Source organism: Massilia phyllosphaerae (assembly GCF_034659755.1).
GTDB classification, from domain to species: Bacteria; Pseudomonadota; Gammaproteobacteria; order Burkholderiales; family Burkholderiaceae_D; genus Telluria; species Telluria phyllosphaerae.
The window spans coordinates 198,925-225,841 of sequence record NZ_JAXSQX010000003.1 but is presented as its reverse complement, the minus strand read 5'-3'; the positions used below and the strand labels follow the sequence as shown (position 1 = coordinate 225,841).

20 protein-coding genes are annotated in these 26,917 nt (G+C 63.7%); 7 read left to right on the top strand and 13 right to left on the bottom strand.

Translation table 11 applies throughout. From position 1 onward, the window contains the following. Nucleotides 1–3: 3 nt before the first annotated feature. The 6 genes from U1H99_RS13610 to U1H99_RS13585 are packed head-to-tail and all read right to left on the bottom strand — an operon-like array spanning nt 4 to nt 7,181. The gene (locus U1H99_RS13610) at nt 4–1,113 is read right to left on the bottom strand and encodes a FemAB family XrtA/PEP-CTERM system-associated protein (RefSeq protein WP_323142277.1); all 1,110 of its coding nucleotides are present in this window, start codon (nt 1,111–1,113) and stop codon (nt 4–6) included. Next, nucleotides 1,110–1,994, bottom strand: coding sequence for an XrtA system polysaccharide deacetylase (locus tag U1H99_RS13605; RefSeq protein WP_323142276.1), 885 nt, complete (start codon nt 1,992–1,994; stop codon nt 1,110–1,112). The genes U1H99_RS13610 and U1H99_RS13605 overlap by 4 nt, the downstream gene beginning before the upstream one ends. After that, nucleotides 1,991–3,055: an XrtA/PEP-CTERM system-associated ATPase gene (locus tag U1H99_RS13600; protein ID WP_323142275.1), complete on the bottom strand. Its 1,065-nt coding sequence runs from the start codon at nt 3,053–3,055 to the stop codon at nt 1,991–1,993. Before U1H99_RS13600 ends, U1H99_RS13605 begins: the two co-directional genes overlap by 4 nt. A 15-nt stretch (nt 3,056–3,070) precedes the next feature. Next, on the bottom strand, nt 3,071–4,669 hold the full coding sequence (locus tag U1H99_RS13595; RefSeq protein WP_323142274.1) for a TIGR03016 family PEP-CTERM system-associated outer membrane protein: 1,599 nt from the start codon (nt 4,667–4,669) through the stop codon (nt 3,071–3,073). Beyond that, nucleotides 4,650–5,624, bottom strand: coding sequence for an XrtA-associated tyrosine autokinase (locus tag U1H99_RS13590; RefSeq protein WP_323142273.1), 975 nt, complete (start codon nt 5,622–5,624; stop codon nt 4,650–4,652). Before U1H99_RS13590 ends, U1H99_RS13595 begins: the two co-directional genes overlap by 20 nt. Before the next feature lie 24 nt (nt 5,625–5,648). Beyond that, a complete protein-coding gene (locus U1H99_RS13585) occupies nt 5,649–7,181 on the bottom strand; it encodes an XrtA system polysaccharide chain length determinant (RefSeq protein ID WP_323142272.1) in 1,533 nt (510 codons plus the stop codon). 464 nt (nt 7,182–7,645) lie between these two features. Here U1H99_RS13585 and U1H99_RS13580 point away from each other — a divergent pair, with 464 nt between their 5' ends. The 7 genes from U1H99_RS13580 (at nt 7,646) to pepA (ending at nt 13,272) form a co-directional block, all read left to right on the top strand. Beyond that, nucleotides 7,646–8,371 (top strand): S1C family serine protease, encoded by a 726-nt coding sequence (locus U1H99_RS13580; RefSeq protein ID WP_323142271.1) that lies wholly within the window; start codon nt 7,646–7,648, stop codon nt 8,369–8,371. A gap of 103 nt (nt 8,372–8,474) precedes the next feature. After that, nucleotides 8,475–9,107, top strand: coding sequence for an XrtA/PEP-CTERM system exopolysaccharide export protein (locus tag U1H99_RS13575; protein WP_323142270.1), 633 nt, complete (start codon nt 8,475–8,477; stop codon nt 9,105–9,107). Between the two features lie 243 nt (nt 9,108–9,350). After that, nucleotides 9,351–9,920 carry a hypothetical protein gene (locus tag U1H99_RS13570; RefSeq protein WP_323142269.1) on the top strand — a complete coding sequence of 190 codons (570 nt, stop codon included), beginning with the start codon at nt 9,351–9,353 and terminating at the stop codon, nt 9,918–9,920. 4 nt (nt 9,921–9,924) lie between these two features. Next, nucleotides 9,925–10,212 carry an HPr-rel-A system PqqD family peptide chaperone gene (locus U1H99_RS13565; protein ID WP_323142268.1) on the top strand — a complete coding sequence of 96 codons (288 nt, stop codon included), beginning with the start codon at nt 9,925–9,927 and terminating at the stop codon, nt 10,210–10,212. Continuing rightward, nucleotides 10,206–11,120, top strand: a complete 915-nt coding sequence (locus U1H99_RS13560; protein ID WP_323142267.1) for an HprK-related kinase A — start codon at nt 10,206–10,208, stop codon at nt 11,118–11,120. The genes U1H99_RS13565 and U1H99_RS13560 overlap by 7 nt, the downstream gene beginning before the upstream one ends. After that, on the top strand, nt 11,117–12,202 hold the full coding sequence (locus U1H99_RS13555; RefSeq protein WP_323142266.1) for a nucleotidyltransferase domain-containing protein: 1,086 nt from the start codon (nt 11,117–11,119) through the stop codon (nt 12,200–12,202). Before U1H99_RS13560 ends, U1H99_RS13555 begins: the two co-directional genes overlap by 4 nt. A gap of 197 nt (nt 12,203–12,399) precedes the next feature. Further along, nucleotides 12,400–13,272 (top strand): flocculation-associated PEP-CTERM protein PepA, encoded by an 873-nt coding sequence (gene pepA, locus U1H99_RS13550; RefSeq protein WP_323142265.1) that lies wholly within the window; start codon nt 12,400–12,402, stop codon nt 13,270–13,272. A 166-nt stretch (nt 13,273–13,438) separates the two neighbouring features. Here the strand turns inward: pepA and U1H99_RS13545 are convergent, their stop codons facing one another. The 7 genes from U1H99_RS13545 to U1H99_RS13515 all read right to left on the bottom strand — a co-directional run bounded on the left by U1H99_RS13545 (nt 13,439) and on the right by U1H99_RS13515 (nt 26,861). Next, entirely contained in the window at nt 13,439–14,506 is a 1,068-nt protein-coding gene (locus tag U1H99_RS13545) for a nitroreductase family protein (protein WP_323142264.1), read from the bottom strand. Then, entirely contained in the window at nt 14,503–15,381 is an 879-nt protein-coding gene (locus tag U1H99_RS13540; protein ID WP_323142263.1) for a ThiF family adenylyltransferase, read from the bottom strand. The genes U1H99_RS13545 and U1H99_RS13540 overlap by 4 nt, the downstream gene beginning before the upstream one ends. 85 nt (nt 15,382–15,466) lie before the next feature. Next, nucleotides 15,467–16,246 carry an N-acyl amino acid synthase FeeM domain-containing protein gene (locus U1H99_RS13535; protein WP_323142262.1) on the bottom strand — a complete coding sequence of 260 codons (780 nt, stop codon included), beginning with the start codon at nt 16,244–16,246 and terminating at the stop codon, nt 15,467–15,469. A 111-nt stretch (nt 16,247–16,357) separates the two neighbouring features. Further along, a complete protein-coding gene (gene prsT / locus U1H99_RS13530; RefSeq protein ID WP_323142261.1) occupies nt 16,358–19,135 on the bottom strand; it encodes an XrtA/PEP-CTERM system TPR-repeat protein PrsT in 2,778 nt (925 codons plus the stop codon). Between the two features lie 185 nt (nt 19,136–19,320). After that, on the bottom strand, nt 19,321–19,641 hold the full coding sequence (locus U1H99_RS13525) for a hypothetical protein (RefSeq protein ID WP_323142260.1): 321 nt from the start codon (nt 19,639–19,641) through the stop codon (nt 19,321–19,323). A gap of 106 nt (nt 19,642–19,747) precedes the next feature. Further along, the gene (gene icmF / locus U1H99_RS13520; protein WP_323142259.1) at nt 19,748–23,035 is read right to left on the bottom strand and encodes a fused isobutyryl-CoA mutase/GTPase IcmF; all 3,288 of its coding nucleotides are present in this window, start codon (nt 23,033–23,035) and stop codon (nt 19,748–19,750) included. 244 nt (nt 23,036–23,279) lie between these two features. Beyond that, entirely contained in the window at nt 23,280–26,861 is a 3,582-nt protein-coding gene (locus U1H99_RS13515; protein ID WP_323142258.1) for an indolepyruvate ferredoxin oxidoreductase family protein, read from the bottom strand. Nucleotides 26,862–26,917 lie beyond the last annotated feature (56 nt).

Here is a 26,917-nt window from a genome sequence, read left to right as displayed (position 1 = left end):
CCATCAGCCCAGGTTACGGACGATGTACGGTCCCATGAAATTCGCCAACGGCAGCGGCAGCTTTTTCCACATCTTGATGAACAGCTGGTACTTCGGATTCAGCGGGTTGTTGTCGGGCAGCGCATCCGCGCCGTACAGCTTGTATTCGTAGGGCAGGTGCTGGGCCGTGAAACCCCAGTTCTTCTTGAAATCGTAGGCGCCGGTGCCCAGCTTGCTGCGGCCGAAATCGAACAGGCGGCAGCCGCGCGCCGCGGCGGCCTGCATCAGGTTCCAGTACATGAAGTCGTTGCCGGCCACTTCGCGCGCCAGGTCGGTGCCGCCGCCGTAGTAGGGCACGACTTCGTCGCGCCAGTAGAACGACAGCACGGCCGCCACCAGGCGGTTGTCGTCGGTGACGATGGTGCGCACTTCGCACTCGTCGCCGAAGGTCTGCTGCAGCAGGGCGAAGTATTTTTTCGGGAACACCGGGGTGCCGAGGCGGTGCACGCTGCGCGCATAGGCGTCGAACATGCGGTCGACGTTGGCGTCGACTTCGCCGCGCAGGCCCAGCTTGATGCCCTTGCGGACCATCGCGCGCTGCTTGCGCGGGATCGCGTTCATGTTGGTCTCGTCGTCGCCCGTGATCTCCTTGCGGAAGGTCACGTACAGCTCCTTCGAGTGCCAGGCCGGGTCTTCCGGGTGGAAGCGCGCCATGCCGCGGTATTCGAGGTGGCCGACGCCGAGTTTCTGCGCCAGTTCGTGCGCGGCCCCGTCCAGCATGGCACGTGCTTCCGGGCCGGTCGCGACCGGGCCGCCGTACACGCAGAACGGCATCGCGCCGAGCGAGTGGCCGAACAGGCGGCTCTTGATCTCGGCCAGCGGCAACACGCCCTGGATCTGGCCGTCCTGCTCGACGTAATAGAAGAAGGTCTTGATGCCGAACGACTGCTCGATCACGCTCTGCCAGCCGGACAGGTGGAAGAAGGTGGCGTCGGGGCAGGCGCGCACGAAGGCGTCCCAGCGGGGATAGTCGGCACGCTGCAGCAGGTGCAGGGTCAGGGGCGCCGGTGCGACAGGCACGCTCGGTGCCGGGCCGGCGCGTTTGGCCTGCGCGGCTTCGATGATCGAATTCATTTTTGGTTCAAGAAGATGCGGTCCATCCGGTCCCACGCGAAATCGCGGGCCAGGGCTTCGATGCGGCTTTCCATGCGCTCGATATTGACGTAGTGGCGGAAGCGCGACTTGGCGCCGACGCCTTCGGGGCGCGGCTGCTCGGTGTCGATTTCCCACGGATGGAAGTAGAACAGGGCCGGCTGGCGGTCGTCCTGGTTAACCTTGGCCATCATCCAGCGCGACAGCGCGTACGGCAGCAGGCGGAAATAGCCGCCGCCGCCGGCCGGCAGGTTGCGGCCCATCATCTGCACCGTGGTGATCGGCACTTCCAGCAAGCCGTCGGTACCGTTCGGGTAGAACGCGAAGCGCGGCGCTTCCGGCATGCCGTAGTGGTCGTGTTGCACCGGGTAGATGCTCGAGCTGTAGCGGTAGCCGGCTTCGAGCAGCGCGTCGAGCGCCCACAGGTTGTCGCGGCCGATCGAGAAGCTCGGGGCGCGGTAGCCCAGCACCGCCTGGCCGCCGATGTCTTCCAGCAGGGCCTTGGCCGAGCGGATGTCGTTGTCGAATTCGGCGCGGGTCTGGTCGGAGGCGCGCAGGTGGCCGTAGCCGTGGCTGGCCAGCTCGTGGCCGCCGGCGACGATGCGTTTCACCACGTTCGGGTAGCGCTCGGCGATCCAGCCCAGCGTGAAGAAGGTGGCGCGCACGCCGGTGCGCTCGAACAGGGCCAGGATGCGGTCCATGTTGGCTTCGACGCGGCATTCGCGCGCCGGCCAGCTGGCGCGGTCGATGTAGGGCGCGAAGGCCGAGACCTGGAAGTAATCCTCGACGTCGCAGGTCATGGCGTTGCGGATGCGTTCACCCGGGGCCGGCGCGGGGCGCACGGCGAGTTCGTACATGTTCATTCTTGGTTGTCCACTTGGTGGGTGGCCGCGCCCTGGGGCGTGGCCACGATCTTCTTGAGGATCGACAGCACCGACACGATCGATTTTTCGAGCCGCATCATGCGTTCGTCCAGCATTTCGACGCTGTTGGCGCGGCGGTCGCCGGTGCGCTGGTCGATCATGCGCATGCCGCCGGCACGCAGGTCGTCGTCCAGGCCCGCATGCGCCGGCATGGCGTCTTCGGCCGGCGTGCCCATGACTTCGGGCACCTTGTATTCTTCGTTGATATCGCGGATCACGGTATTGATGTCTTCTTCCGTGAACGTGTGCATCTCTTCCAGGTAACCCATCAGCAGCACGCGGTCCATCAGCGTGTTGACCTTGCGCGGAATGCCGCCGCTGTAGGCGAAGATCGCCGCATGGGCGCCGTCGTCGAAGGAAGGATCGTTGTTCCAGCCGACGGTGGCGAGGCGGTGCTCGATGTAGGCGTGGGTTTCCTGCGCATCCATCGGGCCCAGGTGGTAGCTGGCGATCACGCGCTGGCGCAGCTGCTGCATGCCGGGGCTGTGCAGGGTGGCGCGGAACTCGGGCTGGCCGAGCAGGAAGGTCTGCAGCAGCGACTTGTCGTCGGTCTGGAAATTCGACAGCATGCGCAGCTCTTCCACCGTGCGCGCCGACAGGTTCTGGGCTTCGTCGATGACCAGCAGGGCGCGCTTGCCCTGGTGGTCGACGTCGCACAGGAAGCGCTCCAGGCGCGTCAGGAGGTCGGTCTTGCTGGCGCCCTCGTAGGGCAGGCCGAACGCCGACACCACCATCCGCAGCGTGTCGTCCGGATCCAGGTGGGTGTTGACGATGTGGGCGGCCACGATCTGGTCCGACGGCAGCCGGTTGAACAGGCTGCGCACCAGCGTGGTCTTGCCCGCGCCGACCTCGCCGGTGATGACGATGAAGCCTTCGCCCTGCGACAGGCCGTACTCGAGGTAGGCCATGGCGCGCTTGTGTCCCTTGCTGCCGTAGAAGAAATGCGGGTCGGGACGCAGCTGGAAGGGCTTGGCGGATAATCCGTAATAGGTTTCGTACATCTTGATGGGCTCCGCTTAATAGACGACGGAAAGAGTCGCGACCAGCGCGTTCTCGCGGTAGGTGTCGCTGTTGACCAGGTTCTGGCGTCCGCGCGTGTGGCGAAGCTCGACGCTGCCCTGCATCCGCTTGGCGAAGCGGTGATTCAGCCCCAGGCGCATTTCGCTGTTGTTGCTGGAGAAGTCGGCCGACAGCGAGTGCACCCGCGATACCGACAGGGCGCCGTAGGCATTCGAACGCGGCGACAGCCGGTAGTCCAGGTTGGCGGTGGCGCCACGCTGGCTGGTGTCGTCGTTCAGCGAGGCCAGTTGTCCCAGCAGCAGGGCGCTATCGCTTTCCTGGCTCGACAGTGCAAGCCGCTTTTCGTTGAACACGCTGAAGGTCAGGTTGCTGCGCGGACCACGGAAGATGGCCGCGCCCTGCAGGCGCTGGATCCGGATATAGCGGTTGCTCAGGTAATTGATGCTGTTGGCCAGGCTCGGCGGCAGGCCGGCGGCGGCGATGTAGGCCTGTACCGCCTGCTGGCGCTGCACCGCATCCGGGATGCTGGCGGCAAACAGGCTGTCGAGCATGGCGGCGGTGTCGATCGCGGACGGCAGCACGAATTGCGAGCGCGTGGTGGTCACGGCGTCGCTGTAGTTCAGGTTCCAGATGCTGCGCTGGGTGCGGTAACTCGAGACCAGGGAGCCGGTCTTGCCGAAATAGCGCCGGCCGAACGAGGCCTGCACGCTGGTACGGGTGGATGGCGTCCAGATGAAACCGCCCAACCAGCTACGGCCGCTGGTGGCTTCGCCGAGGGTCGGGTATTCGTACTTGTCGTAGCCGACGCTGGCGGTCAGGGCAAGACGGCGGATCAGGCGCCAGCGCAGCCCGGCCGAGGTGTTCTCGGACATCGAATCGTTGGCCAGCGTGGGCACGGTGCCGGGCACGGTGCCAACATCGCCCAGGCTTTCGCTCAGGTCCTGGTGGTAATACGACAGGTTCCAGCCGAGGGTGTCGAATGCAGTGCCGCTGTTCAGGTCTGCCGAGCGCGTGCTGGCCCTGCTGCTGCCGTAGCCGCCTACGCCGCTGTCGACCGAGTCGCGCATGTAGCGCAGCGTCATGTCCGCGGTCGACCCGAAGCGGTGGCGCAGGTAAGGGCTGATGCGCCAGGTGCTGACGTCGGTGCGGTTGGCATTCGAGAACGTGTTGTTCGATACCGGGCCGAAGGCCGACACGGCCTGGCGTGAACCACTGGCGTTGGCATCGACGAACAGCAACTGGTCGACCACCGTCGCCTGCATGGCGCCGCTGTAGTGGCGTTCGCTGTTACGCAGATTCGGTGCATCGTTGTTGCTGTACGAATACAGGCGCCAGCCGGCATCCGCACTCACCTTCAGGCGCGGCCCAAGCTTGGTGATGCTGATGCCGGGATCGGCTTCGCTGACGAAGCTGCTGCGCGCATCCGCGCTGTTCTGCAGGCCGACGTTGTCGGAATATGTTTCGCGCAGGTCGAGCCGGGGAGTGACGCGCCATTGCGCATGGCATTCGGCCGACAGCAGCATCGCGGCCAGGGCCAGCGGCAGCAGCCTAAGTGCCGGCCCGGAAATCGGCATCTTAGCCGTAGTGATAGTCATACGTTTCTTCGATGCCGGGGATTTCCCTGGTCTTGTTATAAATGAGATTCACGTTCGGGTAGCCTTCCAGCTGCTGGAGTGCTTCCTTGACCGCATGCTGGGTGGTGGTCTGGGCTTCGACCATCATCACGATCTGGCCCATGTGCGACGCCAGCACGTGCGATTCCGAGGTGAGCAGCAGCGGCGGCGAATCGAAGATCACGATCCGGTCCGGATAGCGGTTGGCGATCTCGTGCACCAGGTTGGTCATGGTCGAGCTGGCCAGCAGTTCGGTGGCGCGCGGCGTGTTGGTGCCGGCCGGCAGGATCGACAGCGTGTCGACGTTGGTGCGCAGCATCACGTCAGCCATGTCAAGCTTGTCGTCGACCAGGATATCCATCAAACCGCGGTGCGCCGGCAGGCCGAGCGTACGCAGCACCGACGGGCGCGCCACGTCGGCGTCGACCAGCAGCACGGTGTGGTCGAGTTCCATGGCGATGCTCATCGCCAGGTTGATCGCGCAATAGGTCTTGCCTTCGCCCGGCAGCGAGCTGGTGATCATGATCAGGTTGTTCGGACGGGCGCCCGGCGCACGTTCGATGAAGGCGCGCTGCAGCAGCGGACGCTTGATCACGCGGAAGTCTTCCAGCAGGCGGGTGCGGCCGGCGGCGGCGGTGACCATGCCCAGGTCGCGCATGCGCGCCAGGTCGAGCTCGACGCGGCGGGTCGAAAACTTCTGTGGCGGGCGCTCCGCTTCCGTTGCCGGCTGGGCCGGCGCGGCGGCCGGCACCGCGATCGGTTCTGCCGCCGGCATCACGATGGCGGGGGCGGGCGGCACGGCGGGCGGGGCGGCTACGGCGACCGGGGGAATGGCGCGGACGGCATCGGTGTCCGGCACGGTGGCAGTGCCGGTGGCGGTCGCGGCGGCGTTGCGCTGCTGGTCGATCCGGCTTGCTGCTTTTTCAATAATGCTCACGGTGTACTCCTTGCAATCGTCGCGTTAAAGCGTGGGGCGGACCAGGATGGCCGCCACGCCGGCGGCATAGGCGCCCAGCAGCAGCAGCACCGATACCCCGACGGCGACCAGGCGGCGCTTGCGGCGGACGGTCTGTTCGTTGGTCCAGTTCATGCCGATCGAACCGAGCACCGGCAGGCCGGTCGTGTCGCGCAGCGCGGTCTGGCTCATGAAGGTCGGACGGAACTGGCTCATCAGGAAAGCCACCGCCAGGCCGGCCACCAATGCGCCGCCGAACACCATCGAGAACAGGCGCAGGCGGTTCGGGCCGCTCGGCTGGTTCGGCACGGTCGGCGGATCGATGATGCGGAAGGCCAGCATGTCGGTGGCCGAGGTCAGGTCGCCCGACAGGCGGGCCTGTTCGCGGCGCTCGACCAGGCGCTGGTAATTGGCCTTGTTGATGTCGTAGTCGCGGTTCAGCTGGGTCAGCTGGACTTCGATTTCCGGCGCCGTGGTGCTCTGCGAGCGCAGGCGCGCCATGCGGGCCGAGAATTCGTCGACGCGGGCACGCATCGAGGCCACGCGCGCTTCGGCCGCCGACAGCGCCACGGTCAGTTGCTGCAGCATCGGGCTGTAGCCGGCGCCCGGGTCGGCGCTGCGTTTCTTGGTCTTCGACAGGTCCGCTCTCTGCGCCAGCAGCTGCTCGAGCAGGCGCTTGTTGGCGACCACGTCGGGGTGCTGCTCGGTGTATTGCAGGCGCAGGCTGTCCAGGTTCTTCTGGACCGTCTGAATGCGGCCTTCCAGTTCGGGGTCGAGCAGGGCCGGATCGATTGTCTTGGTGCCAGGCTGGGCCGGCTCGCCATTGATCTGGCGACGGATCGCGTTGCGCGCCTGCTCGGCCTCGGCCAGTTCCAGGCGTGCCTGGCTGAGCTGGTCGCTGACCGTGCTCATCTGGCCGTTGAAGTCGCCGGAACCGGGCAGCATGCCCATGTTCTTGATCTTGAATTCCTTCAAGGAATTCTCTGCGGCGGCCAGCTTGTCCTCGTAGGTCTTGATCTGGTCGTCGATGAACTGGATCGCCTTGTCGGAATCCTGTTTCTTGCCGCCGAAGCTGCCTTCGACGAAGATGGTCAGCAAGCCCTGCACGACGGCCTTGCCCAGCTGCGGGTTGTCCGACACATAGCTGATGGTATAGATGTCGTCGCGTTCGGTGCCGCCGAGCCTGAGATTGGACATCAGTTCATTGACGATCCTCTCATGTTCCTTGGTGTTCTTGGCTTTGACGTCGAGGTCGACGTCACGCATCAGGCGTTCGATGTTCGGACGGCTGAGCAGGGTGCGGCGCATGAACATCACTTGCTGGTTAACGTCGGGCATGCTGGTCATGCCGGACAGCAGCGGACGCAGCATGCTCTGGGTGTCGACATACACCCGTGCCGATGCTTCATATTGGGGCGGCAGGCGTAACACCACGGCCCAGCCGATCAAGGCCACGGTCCAGGCGATGACGACCGCGTACCAGCGGTACTTGCCGATTGCTTTCAGGAAGTTTAGAAGTACGGCGGTAATTTCTGCCATCTCGTCAGTCTCGCGATAAATGACCCCTCAAGCGCGTTGAGCGGGTCAGAAAAATAATTAAATACGTTGCATGATCGCTTGTAGTGGGAGCAATTGCAATTACGCACGAGAAAAATGTGAAGTGCTTGGCCAGTCGTGCCCTCGCTACAACACAAATCTTGTTCCTGCACCCAAAAACCACATGTCGTCTGCATTGTATTTCAGCAATTATTTCTGCTGTGTTAATAAAATCACAGCGTTTTATTGCATGAAATCAACACCTTATCCGTGCAGGATAAGATGTCATCGCGTAGACTTGCGTTAGATGCTTTGCTCCAGAACAAGCGCTTAATTGTAATGTCTTAAATGCAAAAGGGGGTGCACGTTTGCTGCCTTATCGAAATATTAATTTCACTCACCGACTGCGTGCCCGGGTAAAGACGAGCCTGTCTGGCGTTGCGCTGCTCTGTGCTGCTGTTGCTTTTTTGCCGTCGCTGCCGGGTGCGGTGCAGGCCGCCGACCTCACGGCCGTGGTGCCGACCGTCAAGCGTTCGGTGGTCGGTGTCGGCACCTTCGAGCGCACGCGCAGTCCCGCCACGGTGTTCGTCGGCACCGGCTTCGTGGTCGGCGACGGCCTCAGCGTCATCACCAATTCCCATGTGGTGCCGGCCACGGTCGATTCCGAACGCATGGAACAGATCGGCATCGTGACCGCGGACGGCGACATGGTGCGCTTTCGTCCGGCCCAGCTGGTAGCGCGCGATGCCGAGCACGACCTGGCTCACCTGCGTCTTACCGGCACGCCCCTGCCGGCGCTCGAGCTGGTCGATTCGGACAAGGCGCTCGAAGGGCAAGGACTAGCGTTTACCGGCTATCCGCTGGGGATGGTGCTGGGCCTGCATGCCGCCACCCACCGCGCGACCCTGGCCGCCATCACGCCGGTGGTGACCCCCTCGCTCAACTCGCGCAAGCTCGACGTGCGCCAATTGGTGCAATTGCAACGTGCGCCCTTTAATATCTTCCAGCTCGACGCGACCGCCTATCCCGGCAACAGCGGCAGCCCCCTCTACGATCCCGCCAGCGGCAAGGTGTGGGGCGTGATCAACGCGGTGTTCGTCAAGGGACTGAAGGAAACCGCGATCACCAACCCGAGCGGCATCACCTATGCCGTGCCAGGGAATTATGTGCGCGAGCTGTTGCAACAGAAATAAATATTGAGAAACAATTTGTATCGTGCGCGCCCTTGTCCTAAAGCACATTGATATACAATACGCGGCTGTTGATGGCTTAATAACAATCCGAGAGGGATCTCACGTGGGCAAGTACAAGGCGAACCTGATCAAATATTCGACAATCGCGCTCGTCGCTGCCAGCACGCTGGCGCTGGGCGGCTGTGCCACCCGCCCGCTGCCGGCACCGACCGACGCGCAGGTGTCGGCTAATCCGGACTACCTGATCGGGCCGGGCGACAGCATTAACATCATCGTCTGGCGCAATCCGGAAGTCTCGATGTCGGTGCCGGTACGTCCGGACGGCAAGATCACCACGCCGCTGGTCGAAGACCTGCCGGCATCCGGCAAGACCTCGACCGAACTGGCGCGTGACATCGAAAAAGCGCTGGCCAAGTTCATCCAGCAGCCGGTGGTGACCGTGGTCGTGTCGAGTTTCGTCGGCACCTACGGCGAGCAGATCCGCGTGATCGGCCAGGCCGCCCGTCCGCAGGCCCTGCCTTACCGCCGCGACATGAGCCTGATGGACGTGATGATCGCGGTTGGCGGCACCACCGAATTTGCGGCAGGTAATCGCGCCAGCCTGGTGCGCACTATCGACGGCAAGCAGCAGAAATTCAACGTGCGGATCGACGATCTGGTCAAGGATGGCGACATCTCGGCCAACGTGCCGGTGCGCCCAGGTGACGTGCTGGTCATCCCCGAAAGCTATTTCTGATCGCTGTCAGTTTTCTTTACAGTCGATTAGCATAGCGAAATACGGGCAACCCCCGCACACCGCCTAAGTTGCTGATTATTAAGCGTTGCTTTTGGGCAGCTTGTTTCTGGCACAAGGATTGCTTGTTTTTGCGTAATCTGGCATTGTGCTGCTGCCCGACTGTTCTGAAAACCGAAGAGGACCCACGTGGCTAACCAAGACCGTCATCCTAGCGAAACTGATCCTGTCGCATCGATTCCGCAAGTGGACGCTGCGCAGCCCGCGGCATCGGACGCGCTGTCTGCCAAGGGCGCTTCACGCCGGCGCTTCACCCGAGCCGGTGCCGGCGCCGCAGGCGTGCTGCTGACCCTGCACAGCCAGCCTGGCATGGCATGTACCTACTGCGGCGTTTCGGCTTCGGCGGCAGTGTCGGCGGTCGGCCAGAACAAGGCCGTGGGCACACTCAGCCACCACGGTCCGGCGGCAGTGTGCAATGGCCTCGATCCGCTCGCCTGGAGCAAGACGGCCTGGCCGGCTGGCTGCTCCCCGACCGATTCTTTTTCCAAGCATTTCAGCTGCAATATCGGCAGCGCTTACGCCGGGGCGAGCTGCAACCAGATCATGCACGGCGCCCCTTTCGACAGTACTAAGATGGCCAAGTACATGCTGGCCGCTTACCTGAACGTATTGTCGGGCCGCGTCAATTTCCTCACCATCGAGTCCTTGCGCAGCGTATGGAGCGAATGGGTCGCGAAAGGCTACTACGCCCCGATGGCCGGCCAGAAGTGGTATGCCAACGACATCGTCGCTTACCTGTACGGCACCATGGATTGATCCGGTGGCCGCCAGCGAAACATGGCGCCTGCGGCTCGGACAGACCCTGCAGTACCGGCAGTGGGACGGCGAGTGCATCCTGTATAACGATTTGTCCGGCGACACCCACCTGCTGGGCGATGGCGCCATCGAATTGCTGCTGGCGCTGCGCCGCGGTCCGGCCACGCGCACTGCGCTGGCCACCGTCCTGCAGGCCGAATTCGACCTCGAACCGGCCGAACTCGACCTCGAGACCGACACCTTGCTGCGCGACCTGCAACACCTGAACCTCATCGACACCCTCGCATGCTGACGGTCGCATCGCTCAGCCGCCGCCAGCTCGAGACGCGCCTGGCTGGCGCCGGCCTGCTGGTGCAGACCGGCGCCTTCGTCAGCCGCATCCGTTCGCCGATCCGCCATGTGGCTGACGGCATCGCCCTGCTGTACGGCGACTATCCGATCCATGGCGAGAACGGCTTCGCCGATTTCCACGTCGGCGTGCAGTATCCCGGCGGGCTGCGCCGCTGGTACCAGCCGCAGGTGAATTTCGACCTCGACGGCCAGTTGCCGTTCGAGCCGCTGCCCGAAGCGCACGCCTTCCCGATGCTGGAATGGGGCCTGAACTGGTGCATTTCGACGCGCGCCCATGCCTACCTGATGATCCATGCCGCGGTAGTCGAGCGCGGCGGCCTGGCGGCGATCCTGCCGGCGCCGCCCGGATCGGGCAAGAGCACGCTGTGCGCGGCGCTGGTTAACCGCGGCTGGCGCCTGTTGTCCGACGAGTTGGCGCTGTTCCGTCCGCAAGACGGCCTGCTGGTGCCGGTGCCGCGGCCGGTCAGCCTCAAGAACCGCTCGATCGACGTGATCCGCGGCTATGTCGCCGACGCCGTATTGAGCCGCCCGGTCAGCAACACCACCAAGGGCTCGGTGGCGCACCTGAAGGCGCCGGCGGACAGCGTCGCGCGCGCCCACCAGACCGCGCGCCCGGCCTGGATCGTGTTTCCCAAGTACGAAGCCGGCGCCGCCACCTCGCTCACCCCGATCCCGCGCGCCCGCGCCTTTTTCCGCGTGGCCGACAATGCCTTCAATTACAGCCACATGGGCGCGCGCGGGTTCGCCACCCTGGCCGGCGCGATCGAGGGCTGCGCCAGCTACGATTTCCGCTACAGCAACCTGGATGAAGCGATGGCGCTGTTCGCCGGGCTGGAGGCGCCGCGGTGAAGCGCCTGCCGATCCTGGTGGCGGTCCTGCGCGATCCCGGCCCGTTGCCGGGCTTGCGCCTGGCCGACTGGGACCTGCTGCTGCGCCAGTCGACCAGCGCCAACCTGAGTCCGACGCTGCTGGCGTTGATCGAAGAGCATGGCCTGCTGGACGCCGTGCCGGCACAGCCGCGCGCCCACCTGGAATGGGTGCGCGCGCTGGCCACGCGCCACCGCCAGGCGGTGGGTTTCGAGGTCGAATCCATCCAGGCCGCGCTGGCGAGAGTGGACGGCGTGGCGCCGCTGCTGCTGCTGAAAGGCGCGGCCTACGCGATGGCCGGCCTGCGCGCCGGTGCCGGCCGCCTGTTCGGCGACATCGACATCATGGTGCCGCAGGCGCGCCTGGACGATGTGGAGTCGGCGCTGATGCTGCATGGCTGGGCCAGCAGCCAGGCCGACGCCTACGACCAGCGCTATTACCGCCAGTGGATGCACGAACTGCCGCCGATGCAGCACGTGCGCCGGCAGAGCAGCATCGACGTCCACCACGCGATCCTGCCGCAGACGGCGCCCGTACACCCGGATCCGGCATTGTTGCGCGCCGCCGCCGTGCCGATTGCGCACGCGCCCGGCCTGGCTACCCTGGCGCCGGCCGACATGGTGCTGCACAGCGCAGTGCACCTGTTCTTCGACGGCGAATTCGACAAGGGCTTGCGTGACCTGCTCGACCTGCACTTCCTGTTCCGTGAGTTCGGCGTCCGTGCCGGCTTCTGGGAAGCACTGCCGGCACGGGCGCGCGCGCTCGAACTGGAGCGGCCGCTGTTCTATGCGCTGCGCTACAGCCGGCGCCTGCTCGGTACGCCGGTGCCGGATGCGGTAGTGGATGCGCTTGCCCCGGCCGCGCCAAACCGCGCGCTGCTGGCCGTGATGGATGCCCTGTTCGAACGCGCGCTGCTGCCGATGCATGCCAGCTGCGCCGACGCGCTCACCAGCACCGCGCGGTTTGCGCTGTACGTGCGCGGCAATTGGCTGCGCATGCCGCCGCTGATGCTGGCACGCCACCTGTTTCACAAGGCTTTCCTCTCCAAGAAACAATCGTCTTAATATACGGCAACAGACAATATAATTTCCATAACGAAATTATTAGTCAAATGTTCTGTCGGCATTTTTTACAGTCCCTTCTTTTCGCCTTAATTGATTTCTGGTAAGTCATTGATCTTAAACATTTTATAAAAGCTGGCACACGGCTTGCTTATAGAGAGGCATTGCATCACCGATCAACTAAGCGAGGAAAACGAATCATGAAATTTCTGAAAAAACTGTCGTGCGCTGCAGCTGTAGCTCTTTCCATGGCCGGTGCTGCGCATGCAGAAGACGTGCTGACCAACTGGGTCTTCAACCCGGTCGGCGGCGGTTACTCGAGCGGCCAAGCCATCGGCGAATACCTGGACGTGAACGGCAACGCCTTCATCCAGCTGGCCAACAACGGCAACAACACCTTCAACTTCCAAGAGAACGCTGTTTTCAACATCGTTCAGGCTGACAGCAACGGCCAGCTGTTCCCGGTCAACTACCCGGGCGGTAACATCACTGCAACCTTCGCAGCAACCGGCACCGGCACTTTCAATGGCCAGTTCCAGTTCACCGGCGGCACCATCAACATCTACCAGGACACCGTTGCCAACTACGGTTCGACCGCCGGCATCTACGGTGCTGACGACGGCAAGCTGATCGCCAGCTTCGACGTGCTGGTCGGCGGCGGCGGCACCGTCGACGCATCGGGCAACCCGATCAGCAACGGTCAAGTCACCGTGTACGCCAAGGCCAATGCTGGCGACCTGGCATCGGGTTACTTCTTCCGTGGCAATGGTCAAGACCTGAGCTCGGAAGACATCCTGGCCTTCGCTTTCACCAACGCTAACGGCCAGACCAACTTCAACAGCCCGGCCAACGCGAACCTGGTGTCGGAAGTCGCCTGCCAATTCGGCGGTTACACCGGCGCAGGCTGCACCACCGGCACCACCTATGCCAACGTCCCGGGCCAGAACTTCTTCGTCAGCAACAACGGTCAGTTCAAACTGGCTGAAGTGCCTGAGCCGGGCTCGCTGGCCCTGTTCGGCATCGCCATGCTGGGCGCCGGCGTCGCAGCACGCAAGCGCAACAAGAACGCCTAATTGTCATAAGAAGGCCTGATCGTAACGAGAAGGCCTTCTATTTATCCGGTCGTCCGACTGGATAAATGACAATAAAAAAGAGCAGGGTTTCCCTGCTCTTTTTTATTGTAGAACGATTTTTTTATGTCGTCGAACGAAATTGCGCCGAACAGGCGCTCCAGTGCGGTCAGCGCTTCAGCAGCTGCTCGACCGGCAGGCGCTGCGAACGTGCGGCAGGGGCGGGGCCGGCACCCAGGCGACCCATGTAGACCGGGTACAGTGCATCGTTGAAGATCAGTTCGGCGCCTTGCTGCTGCAGGCGGCGCGCCGGCGCATGCAGGCGGGTCTCGCGCGTAAAGGATGTGTTTTCGCGCACGTACTTGGCGAAGATCAACGGCGTCATCTCCGGCTGCATGAACAGCCCGAGCCGGGTCAGGGTCAGCCAGAAGCGCTGGACCGCGCGCCCGGCCTGCACGTAGTCGTCGATCGTCTGCGGTTGCTGCTTCGCCTTCAGCACGAAGTGGGCCGCACAGGCGATGCCGGGCAGTAAATCCATCTGCAGGCGCGGCGCCCAGGTGCCCATCAGGGTGTTGATGGTCGACATCCGCTTCCAGCTCACCATCGCCCATTTCATCAGCTTCAGCGTCGCCTTGTCGACGCCGAGCGCCTGGTCCGGCACCTTGTCCGGGCTGTACCTGGCATTCCAGTCGATGATGCGGCGGTGCACCTCAAAGGCTTCCGGCATGGTCAAACGCAGCCTAGCGTTATTGAACATCAGGCATGCCGTCTTGAGCTTGGGGCCGAAGCCTTCGATCCAGGTCACGGCGAAGTCGGGACCGACGCAGGTTGCCAGCTCACGCTTCTCGGCCGCGCTGAGCGGGCGCGTGCGCATCGGGCGGCGCTGCACCGTGCGCGTTTCGATGGCGCCGAGCAGGGGACTCGGCGTCACCGTGGCGTTCGGGCTGAAGCGCACGTCGAACACCGGGCGGTCGGGCGCGCTGTCGGCACGGCGCACGGTGTGGGCGCGCAAGCCCTGCTCGCTGGCGGCGATGTCGATGGTTTCCAGCAGCGCACCCATGGAAATCTGGCTCGGATGGCCATCCAGGTCGTAGACGGTATCGTGCCGGGTATCGTAGGCGTGGATGACCAGATGGTCGGGCGCGGCGATTTCGAAGCGCCAGCACTGGGTGTTGTCACCGCTCGGCGCCCAGCGCGCCAGTTCGAGGATGCGGTGGAGGCTCGGCGGGATGTTCATGCTTGCGGCGCCAGTTGCTTGGTCATCTGGCGTTTGGCGACACTGATCATCAAACGATGCAGCGGATTGCCGTTGCCGCCGGGACGCCAGGTATGCGTGAGCTTGTTGCGGTAGGCGTCGAACTGCACGCCATGCGGCGCGGCCAGGATCTTGCCGCGCCCGAGAAGGATCTTCAAGGCTTCGGTGGCGACGATGCCGGCGCACAGCTGGCAGGCCATGAAGGTCGACGGACCGCGGCGCTCGGCGAAATTGACGGCTTCCGGGACAACCAGGTAAGGCCGGTGCAGGCCTGCCGGGGCCAGGCCGACCACGAACCGGATCGCCTTGTCCAGCTCGGGCAGGTCGCCCCACTGGAAGTATTCCTCGAAGGTCATCTGGCCCGGCATGAAGTTGAGCAGGGCGGCGCCCATGCCGAGCGGCGCCGCGGTGGTAGCTGGAATGCCGAGCCGGGCGCAGGCCGCGAAGGTCTGTTGGCGGGCATCGAAGGCGAAGAAATCGAGCGCATCGACGTACAGGTCGACGCCGGCCAGGAAATCGTTCAGGTTGTCCTTGTTGACGCCCTGGTCGAAGATCTTGATGTCGATCTCGGGGTTGATGTCCTTGGCCATGCGTGCCAGTACCTCGGCCTTGGGCTGGCCGACGGTCGACATCATGGCGCCCACCTGGCGGTTGAAGTTGACGATGTCGAAGCTGTCGAAATCGGCGATATGGAAATGGGCGACGCCCAGGCGCGCCAGGGTCAGCAGGTGGACACCGCCGACCCCGCCGCCGCCGGCGATGGCGACGCGCTTGCCGCGCAGCGTGGATTGTTCTGCCGGCGTGACCCAGCCAATATTGCGTGAAAACGCCTGTTCATAGCGGAACGGATTATTCATCGATGGGGGAAATACAGAAGGTCAGAAGAGAATCGCAAGACGGGAACGCGCCAGGATCGGGAATGCCCGGCGCCGGTGCGCGAGGTCATCCCGCGTGCTGGTCGTCCATGCGCAGCAGACGGTTGCGAATACCCATTTCTTCGCGCGGCGAAAAGAAATACGGATAGAACGAACGTTCGGTGACGTTATTGTCGGCAGTGAAGGTGCCGCCGAATTTTTCGATTTGCTCGGTCACGTATTCCAGGTTGACGCGCAACAGAAAGGCCGGCGCGTCGACGCGTGGATTGATTTTCAAATCGCCTTCCTGCTTGAAGCCCAGCATGCGCTCGTAAAAACGGCGATGACGCGGATTGACTTCGATCACGATATCGGTGCATTTATGGATATCGCGGCCGTAGATCACGGCCAGGTGAAACAGGTTGGCCAGCGAGGTTTTCGAGCGCACCGAAGGATCGAAAGCCAGTTTGGTGAACTCGCACAGGCGCGCGCCCTTGTTGCGATGAAAATCGAGTTCTTCCTTGAAGATCTGGTCGGCCATCAGGCCGATCGGGGAGTCGATGCCGATGGTGAGCGTGCCCACTACTTCGCCCTTGTCGGTTGCCGTGAGGGTGATGCGATTAGGGTCGTCACTCAGCTGATGCGTACCGGCGTAGCCACGCCAGGCATACATCTTATTGATTAACATGCTTGCTGAATTACGCCCGTCCGCCGTATCGGTAAGCCGGATTCCGTACGAATCGTGGTTCACGATCACATCCTCATATTGAGAGGGCGTAATATTATCGCGATCATTGAAATCATGAGCGTCCGATAGAGATACGGCCGATTCACCCTCTGGGTCCTTGAAATCGTCAAAAGTCGCCATCGCAGGATTCCCCATTGAGAAACGCCGGCGGTGGCGCCGGCGCCAGGTTAGCTCGCCACGTCCGTCTTGGCGTGGCTTATTGTTTTATTATGGATAACGTATATTAACCAGTTACAAGGTCTTTAGCAATGCGCGTGCGTCGTCGGCTTGCGGGAACGGCTTGCCATCGGCGAGAAGGGTATCCAGTTCCTTGCGCGCGCCCTGCTTGTCGCCGGATTTATGCAGACCGACCGCAAGGTGATAGCGGATTTCGGTTGCATTCGGCGCCAGGCTGCTGGCTTTTTGCAGCAGCGGCAAACCGCGGCCGGTATTCCCTTGTTCCACCAGCATCCAGCCGAGGGTATCCATGACGCCCGCATTGGTGCTGGCCAGCTTGAATGCCTGCTCGGCGGTCGGGAGTGCGCGCGGATCCTTGACCTGCTGATAGGCGTAAGCCAGGTTGTTCAAGGCGGCTGCATTGTCCGGGGTTTGCTTGGCCACGGCTTCCAGCATCCGGATCGCGGTCGGGTAGTCCTTGCGCGCCAGGTTGGTTTCCGCGACAAACATCGTGACCATCGGATCGCTCGGGTGCTCTTTCAGCCACGCGTTGCCGCGCGCTTCGGCTTCCTTGCCCTTGCCGGCCATGTTCAGCGCCTGCATCGAGCGCACCAGCAGCTGCGGCGACTTGGCCAGGGCCAGCGCCTTGTCGTAGGCCGGCACCGCCTGCGCCGCCTTGCGCTGCGCCAGCAGGATGTCGCCTTCGGTGGCATAGCCGACCGGCGACTTGTCGTTCATCTTCTGCATCTGGCGTGCGATGCCGAGCGCCTCGTCCGGACGGCCGCTGCGCATCGCCATCTCGACCTGGGCCAGGCGCGCCGGCACCAGTTCAGGCTGCAGCTCGACGGCACGCTTGAGGTCCTCGGTGGCGGCGGCATTGTTCTTCATCGCCATGTGGACGGCGGCCAGGCGCAACTGCGGCGTGGCCGACTTCGGCACCACGTTGGACATCTTGCTGTAGGTTTCCAGAGCACCGTTCAAGTCCTTGTTGGCGACCTGCGCCTGACCCAGCATGTCCAGCAGCTCGGGGCTGGTGGCATTGGTGGTCTGGAACTTGCGCGCCAGGTTCAGGGCCTTGGCCGGCTGGTTGGTGCGCAGGTAATGCATGCCGAGCGTGACCGCCGGGTTCACCGCGTTGGGGCTGGCGTTGCTGGCCTTTTCGAACCACGAAGTGGCTTCTTCAGGACGGTTCTGCAGCATGGCCAGCTGGCCCAGCGAGGTCATCGCTTCGACGTTGTTCTTGTCCTTTTCCAGGACTTTTTCATAGCGCTGCTTGGCGGCGTCCGGCTTTTTCTCGAGCAGATCCAGGCGCGCCATGTTTTTCACGGCCGGTGCGAAGGTCGGATCGAGCGCCAGCGCCTGGTCGAGGGCAGTGCGCGCGGCCGGAATGTCGCCCTTGACCATGTTGACCGCAGCCTTCAGGTTGTAGACCTGCGGGTTCTTCGGTTCTTGCTTGGCCAGGGCGTCGGCCGCGGCCAGCGCCTTGTCGTAGTGCTTGAGGCCCATTTCGGTCTGCACCAGTGCCATGGTGGCACGCGAGGACTTGGGATCGAGCGAGGTCGCCATTTCCAGGTCGCTCAGGCCGCCCGACTGGTCGCCCCTGGCCAGTTTGGACAGGCCGAGCGAGGTACGCACGCCGGCCGCTTTCGGCGCCAGTTCGGCGGCTTTTTCCAGGTAGCTGCTGGCTTTGTTGAAATCGCGCACCTGCATATAGGATTCGCCGGCCAGGGCCAGCAGCTGCGGATCGGCGGCATCGTTCTTCAGTGCCGGCGCCAGTGTGGCAGCGGCGTCGGCCGGCTGGGCATTCTTCAGCTGGGCCTGGGCCAGCAGCTTGCGCGCGTAGGTGTCGTTGGGCGCCGCCTCCAGGTACCTGCGCAGGTGTTGTTCGGCCTGCTGGATCGCGCCCAGCTGCAGTTCGGATGCACCGGCCAGCAAGACGCTCGGCATGTGATCCGGCGCCACCTTCAATACACGCTGCAAGTTTTCCTGGGCTGCGGAGAATTTACCTTGGGTGAATTCATACAGGGCGCTGGTGTAGGTGACCAGCAGGTTGCCCGGCGCATTCTTTTGTGCGGCATCGATTTCCGTCTTCGCTGCCGGGAACTTGCCGCGGCCGATCTCGATATAGGCTTTCTCGATGTGGGCGGTGCGGTGGGCCGGGTCCAGCGCCAGCGTGCGGTTGAACGCGGCCAGCGCCTCGTCCGGCTTGTTCTGCATGCGCAGCAGGGTACCTTGCGCCATGAAGACTTCGGGATTCTTCGGATCCTTGGCCACTGCCTCGTTGACGTAGCGCTCGGTCGCATCGCGGTCCTTCGCCAGCACGGCCAGGCGTGCCAGGCCCAGCAGGGCATCGCCCGAGTTCGGGTTGATCGCCAGCGCCTGATCGAAGGCCGCCTTGGCGTCGCCCGGCTGGCCGGTGGTCAGCAGGGCTTCGCCGCGCAGCGACATCAGCGGCGCCGATTTGGCCGCTATCTCCGGCGTGACTTCCTGCAGGATCTCCTTGAATTTGCCTTGCTGCGCCATCGCCTTGCCCATCATCGGCAGGACACGCTCGGCAGGGATGCCGAGCGAACGTGCCTTGCGGAATTCCTTCTCGGCCGAGGGTACATCGCCCATGGCCAGTTCGAGATTGCCGAGTGCGATACGGGCCTCGCCGTTCTCCGGGCTCTTCTCGACGGCATTCTTCAGCTGGATCAGGGCCGCCTTGATGTCGCCTTTCTGCTGGTATTGCTGGGCTTCGGCAAGCAGCGACTCGGTAGTCTGGGTCTTGCCGCAGGCACCCAGGCCTGCGATCAGGAAAGCGCTGGAAACTAGGGCAGCGGTGAGTTTGAGCTTGTTGGCGTGACGCGGCATTCGGGATTCCTCGAGGATGGGGATGAGAGGCGCTGGCTGAGCGGATTCCTCTCAACAATAATACCTTAAGGAACAGATTTTAAGCCGCCTTGGCGGGCTATGCCGTACAAATCGGTTATTTGTAAAGACAGTAGTGGCGGATGTGCCACCGTTTGCCACCGTTTGTCGCTTATTCGCGATATTAATTAGTGGCCCTCATCATTTTCCCCTTTTTTCAAGCGCTGGAGCAGGGCCTCGACGTCGTTGCCGACTGGTAGACCATCACGGCGCAGCAGTTGTATATGTAGCACCATGTTCTCCAGCACCAGCTTGGCCGACACGGCCAGCAGGGTCATCAACTTGTCTTCGGTGCTGAAACTGTCCATCGACGCCGCCATCCCGCACAGCTGGATGGCGACAAGCTGGCGCAGTTCGTCTTCGGGGAAGGGCAGGTCGGCGAAATCGATCGGGTCTTCCTGCTCGACTTCCTGCATCAAGGCAGTGAGGTCTTCCGGCTTGATCGGCATGGCAAGGCTCCGTGGTGGTGGCGGAACCATTCTAGGCCACGCCGTCCAGCATTGCCCACAGGATTGACGTAGGGTGGGCCGCTTCCGCCCACCCGGCCTTCATCGCTCACATATTGCGCCGGTACTGCCCACCGACTTCAAACAGCGCCGTGGTGATCTGCCCCAGCGAGCACACGCGCACGGCATCCATCAGGCGCGCGAACACGTTGTCGTTGTCGATGGCCGCCTGCTGCAGCGCCGCAAGCGCAGCGGGCGCCGCCTGGGCGTTGCGAGCGTGGAAGGTGTCCAGGCGCGCCAGCTGCGACTGTTTTTCGTCGTCGGTCGAGCGTGCCAGTTCGATGACGGCCGGCGCGCCTTCGCCTTTCGGGTTGCGGAAGGTGTTGACGCCGATGATGGGCAGCGAGCCGTCGTGCTTCTTGTGCTCGTACAGCATCGACTCTTCCTGGATCTTGCCGCGCTGGTAGCCGGTTTCCATCGCGCCCAGCACGCCGCCGCGCTCGGCGATGCGCTCGAACTCCTGCAGCACCGCTTCCTCGACCAGATCGGTCAATTCGTCGACGATGAAGGCGCCCTGGTTCGGATTCTCGTTTTTCGCGAGGCCCCATTCGCGGTTGATGATCAGCTGAATAGCGAGGGCGCGCCGCACCGATTCGTCGGTCGGCGTGGTGATCGCTTCGTCATACGCATTGGTGTGCAGCGAATTGCAGTTGTCGTAGATGGCGATCAGTGCCTGCAGCGTGGTGCGGATGTCGTTGAAGTCGATTTCCTGGGCGTGCAGCGAGCGGCCGGAGGTCTGCACGTGGTACTTCAGCTTTTGCGAACGGTCGTTGGCGCCGTATTTGTCGCGCATGGCGACCGCCCAGATGCGGCGCGCCACGCGGCCCAGCACCGTGTATTCCGGGTCCATGCCGTTCGAGAAGAAGAACGACAGGTTGGGCGCGAAATCGTCGATGTGCATGCCGCGCGCCAGGTAGGCTTCGACGAAAGTAAAACCGTTCGACAGGGTGAATGCCAGCTGCGAGATTGGATTCGCGCCCGCTTCGGCGATGTGATAGCCCGAGATCGACACCGAATAAAAATTGCGCACCTGATGGTGCACGAAGTATTCCTGGATGTCGCCCATCACCTTCAGCGAGAACTCGGTCGAGAAGATGCAGGTGTTCTGGCCCTGGTCTTCCTTCAGGATGTCGGCCTGCACGGTGCCGCGCACGTTGGCCAGTACCCACTCCTTCATCTTGGCCGCTTCATCGGCGGTCGGCTGGCGCCCGTTGTCGCGCACGAACCGGTCGATCTGCTGGTCGATGGCGGTGTTCATGAACATCGCCAGGATGGTCGGCGCCGGGCCGTTGATCGTCATCGAGACGGACGTGCTCGGGCTGCACAGGTCGAAACCGTCGTACAGCACCTTCATGTCGTCCAGCGTGGCGATCGAGACGCCCGAGTTGCCGACCTTGCCGTAGATGTCCGGACGCAGCGCCGGGTCGGCGCCGTACAGGGTGACGGAGTCGAAGGCGGTCGACAGGCGCTTCGCCTCCATGCCGGTCGAGACCAGTTTGAACCGTCGGTTGGTGCGGAAGGCGTCGCCCTCGCCGGCGAACATGCGGGTCGGGTCCTCGCCTTCGCGTTTGAAAGCGAACACGCCGGCCGTGAACGGGAAGGAGCCGGGCACGTTTTCCAGCATCAGGAAGCGCAGCACTTCGCCGTGGTCTTCGTACTTCGGCAGCGCCACCTTGCGGATGGTGGTGCCGGACAGGGTTTTTTGTACCAGCCGGGTGCGGATTTCCTTGTCGCGGATTTTGACCACGTAATCGTCGCCGGCGTACGCCGCCTGCATGTCCGGCCACATCGCCAGCAGCTTCTTGGCGCCGGCGTCCATGGCGCTGTCGCGTTCCGTGATCAGGTCGTCGAGGACCACTTCCCGGTTGACCGCCGCCAGCATGCGCTTGGTCTCGCTCAGCTGCTGGCGCTCGCGCGCCAGCTTCACCTGCTTGTCGACATTGCGGTGGTAGCCGCGCACGGTGTCGGCGATTTCGGCCAGGTAGCGGATGCGTGCCGGAGGCACGATCACGTGCTTGCCGCTCGAGTAGCGCTGTGCCGGCTGCGGCAGCTTCGGCGTCTCGACCTGCAGGCCGAGCCGGGCCAGGGCTGGCAGCAGCCCGTGGTACAGCGCGGTGACGCCATCGTCGTTGAAGCGCGAAGCCTGGGTGCCGTACACCGGCATCTGCTCGGGGCTCAGGCTCCACAGCTCGCGGTTGCGCTGGTATTGTTTCGCCACGTCGCGCAGCGCATCCTGGGCACCCTTGCGGTCGAACTTGTTGATGGCGATGAAATCGGCGAAATCGAGCATGTCGATCTTTTCCAGCTGCGAGGCGGCGCCGAATTCCGGGGTCATCACGTACATCGACAGGTCGACGTGCGGCACGATGGCGGCGTCGCCCTGGCCAATGCCCGAGGTTTCGACGATCACCAGATCGAAGCCGTCCAGCTTGCAGGCGGCGATCACGTCAGGGAGTGCCTGCGAGATCTCGGACCCCGCTTCGCGCGTCGCCAGCGAGCGCATGAACACGCGCGTCTGCCCGTTCCACGGATTGATCGCGTTCATGCGGATGCGGTCGCCGAGCAGGGCGCCGCCGGACTTGCGGCGCGACGGATCGATCGAGATGACGGCGATGTGCAGGCGGTCGTTCTGGTCGAGGCGGATACGGCGGATCAGTTCATCGGTCAGCGAGGATTTACCCGCGCCGCCGGTGCCGGTGATGCCGAGCACGGGCACCTTCAAACCTTCGCTCAGGTCCATCACCTGCTTGCGCAGGCCACCATCCACTTTGCCGTTTTCGAGCGCCGTGATCAGCTGGGCCAGCGGCCGGTGGCGGGCTTCGAGCGGGCCCGTTCGCAGCGGTTCGACCGTGGTCGGCGCATACGGAGAGAGGTCGACGTCGCAGGCCTCCAGCATCGAGCGGATCATGCCGACCAGGCCCATTCTCTGGCCGTCTTCCGGGCTGAAGATGCGGCTCACGCCGTAGGCATGCAGTTCCTCGATCTCGGCCGGGACGATCACGCCGCCGCCGCCGCCGAACACTTTGATATGCGCGCCGCCGCGCTGGCGCAGCAGGTCGATCATGTACTTGAAATATTCGACGTGGCCGCCCTGGTAGCTGGAGATGGCGATGCCTTGCACGTCTTCGGCCAGCGCCGCGGTGACGACTTCGTCGACCGAACGGTTGTGGCCCAGGTGGACGACTTCGGCGCCGTTCGATTGCAGGATGCGGCGCATGATGTTGATCGAGGCGTCATGGCCGTCGAACAGCGAGGCTGCGGTGACGAAGCGTACTTTGTTGGCCAGTTTCGGCTGTTCCGGGAGCTCGAGCCTGGCAGCGGGGGTGATGTCGTTCATGGTGTTCCTTGAGAGTCGGAAGCGAACAGGTGTTCTTGTACGGTATATGACGTTAACGTTAACGTCAAGTTGGTGTGGTGGCGCGTGCTGCGTGAAATATTTGAATTGACGTGATCTCAAACAACGTCGTCCCCGCGGAGGCGGGGACCCAAGTTGTGCGCTCAGCCGGAATACCGCCGCGAGTCCGCATGCAAACTTGGGCTCCCGCCTGCGCGGGAGCGACGTTCATACGCACACTCAGTCATCAAGCAGCGCGTCTCTTCACATTGCCGCTGAGCAGCTCTTCCTTGCGAGCCCGGTATGCGGCTACTGCTGTCTCCTTTACATGCCCGAAGCCGCGGATCTGTTCCGGCAGCGCCGCCAGTTCGACCGCGGTCGCGTGGTTGGCCGCATCCAGCGCCGGCAGCAGGTCCTCGACCATGGCGCGGTATTCGGCGATCAGCGCCCGTTCCATCCGGCGCTCGGCGCTGTAGCCGAACACGTCGAAAGCGCCGCCGCGCAAGCCTTTCAACTTGGCCAGCAGCTTGAAGGCGGTCCACATCCAGGAACCGAATTCGGCTTTCACCAGGTGGCCCTTGGCGTTCTTTTTGGCGAACAGCGGCGGCGCCAGGTTGAATTTCAGCGAGAAATCGCCTTCGAACTGGGTTTTCAGCTGTTCGACGAAGCGGCCGTCCGTATACAGGCGCGCCACTTCGTACTCGTCCTTGTAGGCCATCAGTTTGAAGAGCGACCTGGCAACCGCCATCGTCAGCTTGCTGCCCAGGCCGGCTGCACGCTCGGCCTCGCGCACGCGCGCGACCAGCGATTCGTAGTGGGCGGCATAGGCGGCATCCTGGTAGCCGGTCAGGAACTCGGCGCGCTTGCGGATGACCGCATCCAGGCCTTGCGGCATCTGCACCACCACCGCCTGGGCCGGCATGGCGACCTTTTCGACGCGCGCCAGGTCGGCGGCGGCGCGCCGGCCCCACAGGAAGCTGCGCTGGTTGGAGGCGACGGCAACGCCATTCAGTTCGATCGCCCGCAGCAGCGCAGCTTCCGACAGCGGCACCAGGCCCTTTTGCCAGGCATAGCCGAGCATGAACAGGTTGGCCGCGATCGAGTCGCCCATCAGCGCGGTCGCCAGCCTGGTGGCGTCGAGGAAGTCGACGCCAGCAGCGCCGCCGACCGCTTCCTCGATCAAGGTGCGCACCTGCGCCGCCGGGAATTCCCAGTCCCTCTGCTGGGCGAAGGTGCCGGTCGGCTGTTCGTGCAGGTTGACCACCACCACCGTGCGGCCCGGACGCATTTTCGAGATCGCGTCGGCGGCGCCGGCGGTCAGCATGTCGCAGCCCAGCACCAGGTCCGCCTCGCCGGTGGCGATGCGCTGGGCGCGCAGGCGTTCCGGCGTCTCGGCGATTTTTACGTGCGAGGTGACCGAGCCGTTCTTCTGGCTCATGCCGGTCATGTCCAGCACCGAGGCGCCTTTCCCTTCCAGGTGGGCCGCCATGCCCATCAGTGCACCGACGGTGATCACGCCGGTGCCGCCGATGCCGTTGATCAGGATGTTGTACGGATGCGCGATCGAGGGCAGCGCCGGCTCGGGCAGCGCGCCCCAGCCGTCATCCGCATCGGACTTGCTCACGCCGGCCTTGTTCTTCTTCAGCGTGCCGCCTTCGACGGTCACGAAGCTCGGGCAGAAGCCCTTGGCGCACGCATAATCCTTGTTGCAGGACGACTGGTCGATGCTGCGCTTGCGGCCGAATTCCGTTTCCTTGGGCAGGATCGAGACGCAGTTCGACTGCACGCCGCAATCGCCGCAGCCTTCGCACACGGCTTCGTTGATCACCATGCGTTTCGCCACGTCCGGAAATTCGTTTTTCTTGCGACGGCGGCGCTTCTCGGCGGCGCAGGTCTGGTCGTAGATCAGGGCCGTCACGCCGGGCAGCTCGCGCAATTCGCGCTGCACGTCGTCCATGTGCTTGCGGTCGTGGAGGGTGACCAGCGCCGGCAAGGAAGAACGGTCTTCGTAGCGCGACAGGTCTTCGGTGACCAGGGCGATGCGTTTTATCCCTTCGGCCGCCATCTGCTGGGCGATCAGCGGCACCGAGGTGACGCCGTCGACCGGCTGGCCGCCGGTCATCGCTACCGCATCGTTGTACAGGATTTTATAAGTGATGTTCACCCTGGCCGCGATCGCCGCGCGGATGGCCAGATAGCCCGAGTGGAAATAGGTGCCGTCGCCCAGGTTCTGGAACACGTGCGGCACCTTCGAGAAGGCGGCCTGGCCGATCCACGGCGTGCCTTCGCCGCCCATGTGGGTGGTCAGCTTGTTCATCTCCGGGTAGATCGAGGTCGCCATCACATGGCAGCCGATGCCGGCCAGCGCGAACGAGCCGTCCGGCACCTTGGTCGATGTATTGTGCGGGCAGCCGGAGCAATAGAAGGCGGGGCGGAAGGGCGTGCTCACGGCCTTCATGAGCACCGCGTCCTTGGCTTCCAAAAAGGCCAGGCGGGCTTTGATGAGGTCGCGCGTGCGCTGGTCCAGGTTCAGGCGCGCAATGCGGCCGGCGATCACGCGCGCCACTTGCGCCACCGAGAAATCGGCCTTGGGCGGCAACAGCCATTCGCCGCGCGGCGACACCCATTCGCCCTTATCGTCGAACTTGCCGACGATGTGCGGACGGACGTCGTCGCGCCAGTTGTACAGCTGCTCCTTGAGCTGGTATTCCACCACCTGGCGCTTTTCCTCGACCACCAGGATTTCCTCGAGACCCTGGACGAACTCGCGTACGCCTTCCGGCTCCAGTGGCCAGATCATCGCGACCTTGTACACGCGCAGGCCGACCTGGGCCGCCATCGCTTCGTCGATGCCGAGTTCTTCCAGGGCTTCCAGCACGTCGACGTAGGACTTGCCGGAGGCAACGATGCCGAGCCTTGCATCCGGACTGTCGATGACGGTGCGGTTCAGTTTATTTTCGCGTGCATAGGCCAGGGCCGCGTAGATCTTGTAGTCCTGCATCAGCGCTTCCTGGTTGCGCGCCTGGGTGCCCAGCGGCACGGACGAGAGGCGCGTATTCAGGCCGCCTTCCGGCATCGCGAAATCCTGCGGGATCCTGACCGCGACCCGGAACGGATCGGCGTCGACCGAGGCGCTCGATTCGACCGTGTCGGCCAGCGCCTTGAACGCTACCGCGCAGCCGGAAAAGCGCGACATCGCCCAGCCATGCACGCCCAGGTCCAGGTATTCCTGCACATTGGACGGGTACAGCACCGGGATCATGCAGGCGGCGAAGATGTGGTCCGACTGGTGCGGCAGGGTCGAGGAATAGGCGCCGTGGTCGTCGCCGGCAACCAGCAGCACGCCGCCATGCCTGCTGGTGCCGGCATGGTTCATGTGTTTGAAAACGTCGCCGCAGCGGTCCACGCCCGGCCCTTTGGCATACCACATGGCGAATACGCCGTCGTATTTGGCCGGGCCGATCAGGTCGACGGTCTGGGTACCCCAGACGGCGGTGGCGGCCAGGTCTTCGTTCACGCCCGGCACGAACTGGATATTCTTGGCTTCCAGGTGTCCCTTGGCCTCCCACAGGTTTTCGTCCAGGCCGCCCAGCGGCGAGCCGCGGTAGCCGGACACGAAGCCCGCCGTGTTCAGTCCCGCCTGTTCGTCGCGCAGTTTCTGGATCATCGGCAGGCGCACCAGCGCCTGGATCCCGGACAAGAAGATCTTGCCTTCGGTGGCGGTGTACTTGTCGTCGAGGCTGACGTCTTTGAGTGCGGGGGGCTGCGCAGGTGGGGCAGGGGGGACGGCGGGCGCGTGCGCGCCTTGGCCGAGGATGGTGTCGGGCATGGTGTCTCCAATGGTATGGTGAACTGGCCCGCCTTCGCTTCAGCGCCGGGTAGGCG

Coding starts and splice junctions, on each gene's coding strand:
- U1H99_RS13585 (WP_323142272.1), bottom strand. CDS start 7,181: ATGGCAGAAATTACCGCCGTACTTCTAAACTTCCTGAAAGCAATCGGC.
- pepA (WP_323142265.1), top strand. CDS start 12,400: ATGAAATTTCTGAAAAAACTGTCGTGCGCTGCAGCTGTAGCTCTTTCC.
- U1H99_RS13560 (WP_323142267.1), top strand. CDS start 10,206: ATGCTGACGGTCGCATCGCTCAGCCGCCGCCAGCTCGAGACGCGCCTG.
- U1H99_RS13595 (WP_323142274.1), bottom strand. CDS start 4,669: ATGACTATCACTACGGCTAAGATGCCGATTTCCGGGCCGGCACTTAGG.
- U1H99_RS13515 (WP_323142258.1), bottom strand. CDS start 26,861: ATGCCCGACACCATCCTCGGCCAAGGCGCGCACGCGCCCGCCGTCCCC.
- U1H99_RS13600 (WP_323142275.1), bottom strand. CDS start 3,055: ATGTACGAAACCTATTACGGATTATCCGCCAAGCCCTTCCAGCTGCGT.
- U1H99_RS13610 (WP_323142277.1), bottom strand. CDS start 1,113: ATGAATTCGATCATCGAAGCCGCGCAGGCCAAACGCGCCGGCCCGGCA.
- icmF (WP_323142259.1), bottom strand. CDS start 23,035: ATGAACGACATCACCCCCGCTGCCAGGCTCGAGCTCCCGGAACAGCCG.
- U1H99_RS13605 (WP_323142276.1), bottom strand. CDS start 1,994: ATGAACATGTACGAACTCGCCGTGCGCCCCGCGCCGGCCCCGGGTGAA.
- U1H99_RS13545 (WP_323142264.1), bottom strand. CDS start 14,506: ATGAACATCCCGCCGAGCCTCCACCGCATCCTCGAACTGGCGCGCTGG.
- U1H99_RS13535 (WP_323142262.1), bottom strand. CDS start 16,246: ATGGCGACTTTTGACGATTTCAAGGACCCAGAGGGTGAATCGGCCGTA.
- prsT (WP_323142261.1), bottom strand. CDS start 19,135: ATGCCGCGTCACGCCAACAAGCTCAAACTCACCGCTGCCCTAGTTTCC.
- U1H99_RS13540 (WP_323142263.1), bottom strand. CDS start 15,381: ATGAATAATCCGTTCCGCTATGAACAGGCGTTTTCACGCAATATTGGC.
- U1H99_RS13525 (WP_323142260.1), bottom strand. CDS start 19,641: ATGCCGATCAAGCCGGAAGACCTCACTGCCTTGATGCAGGAAGTCGAG.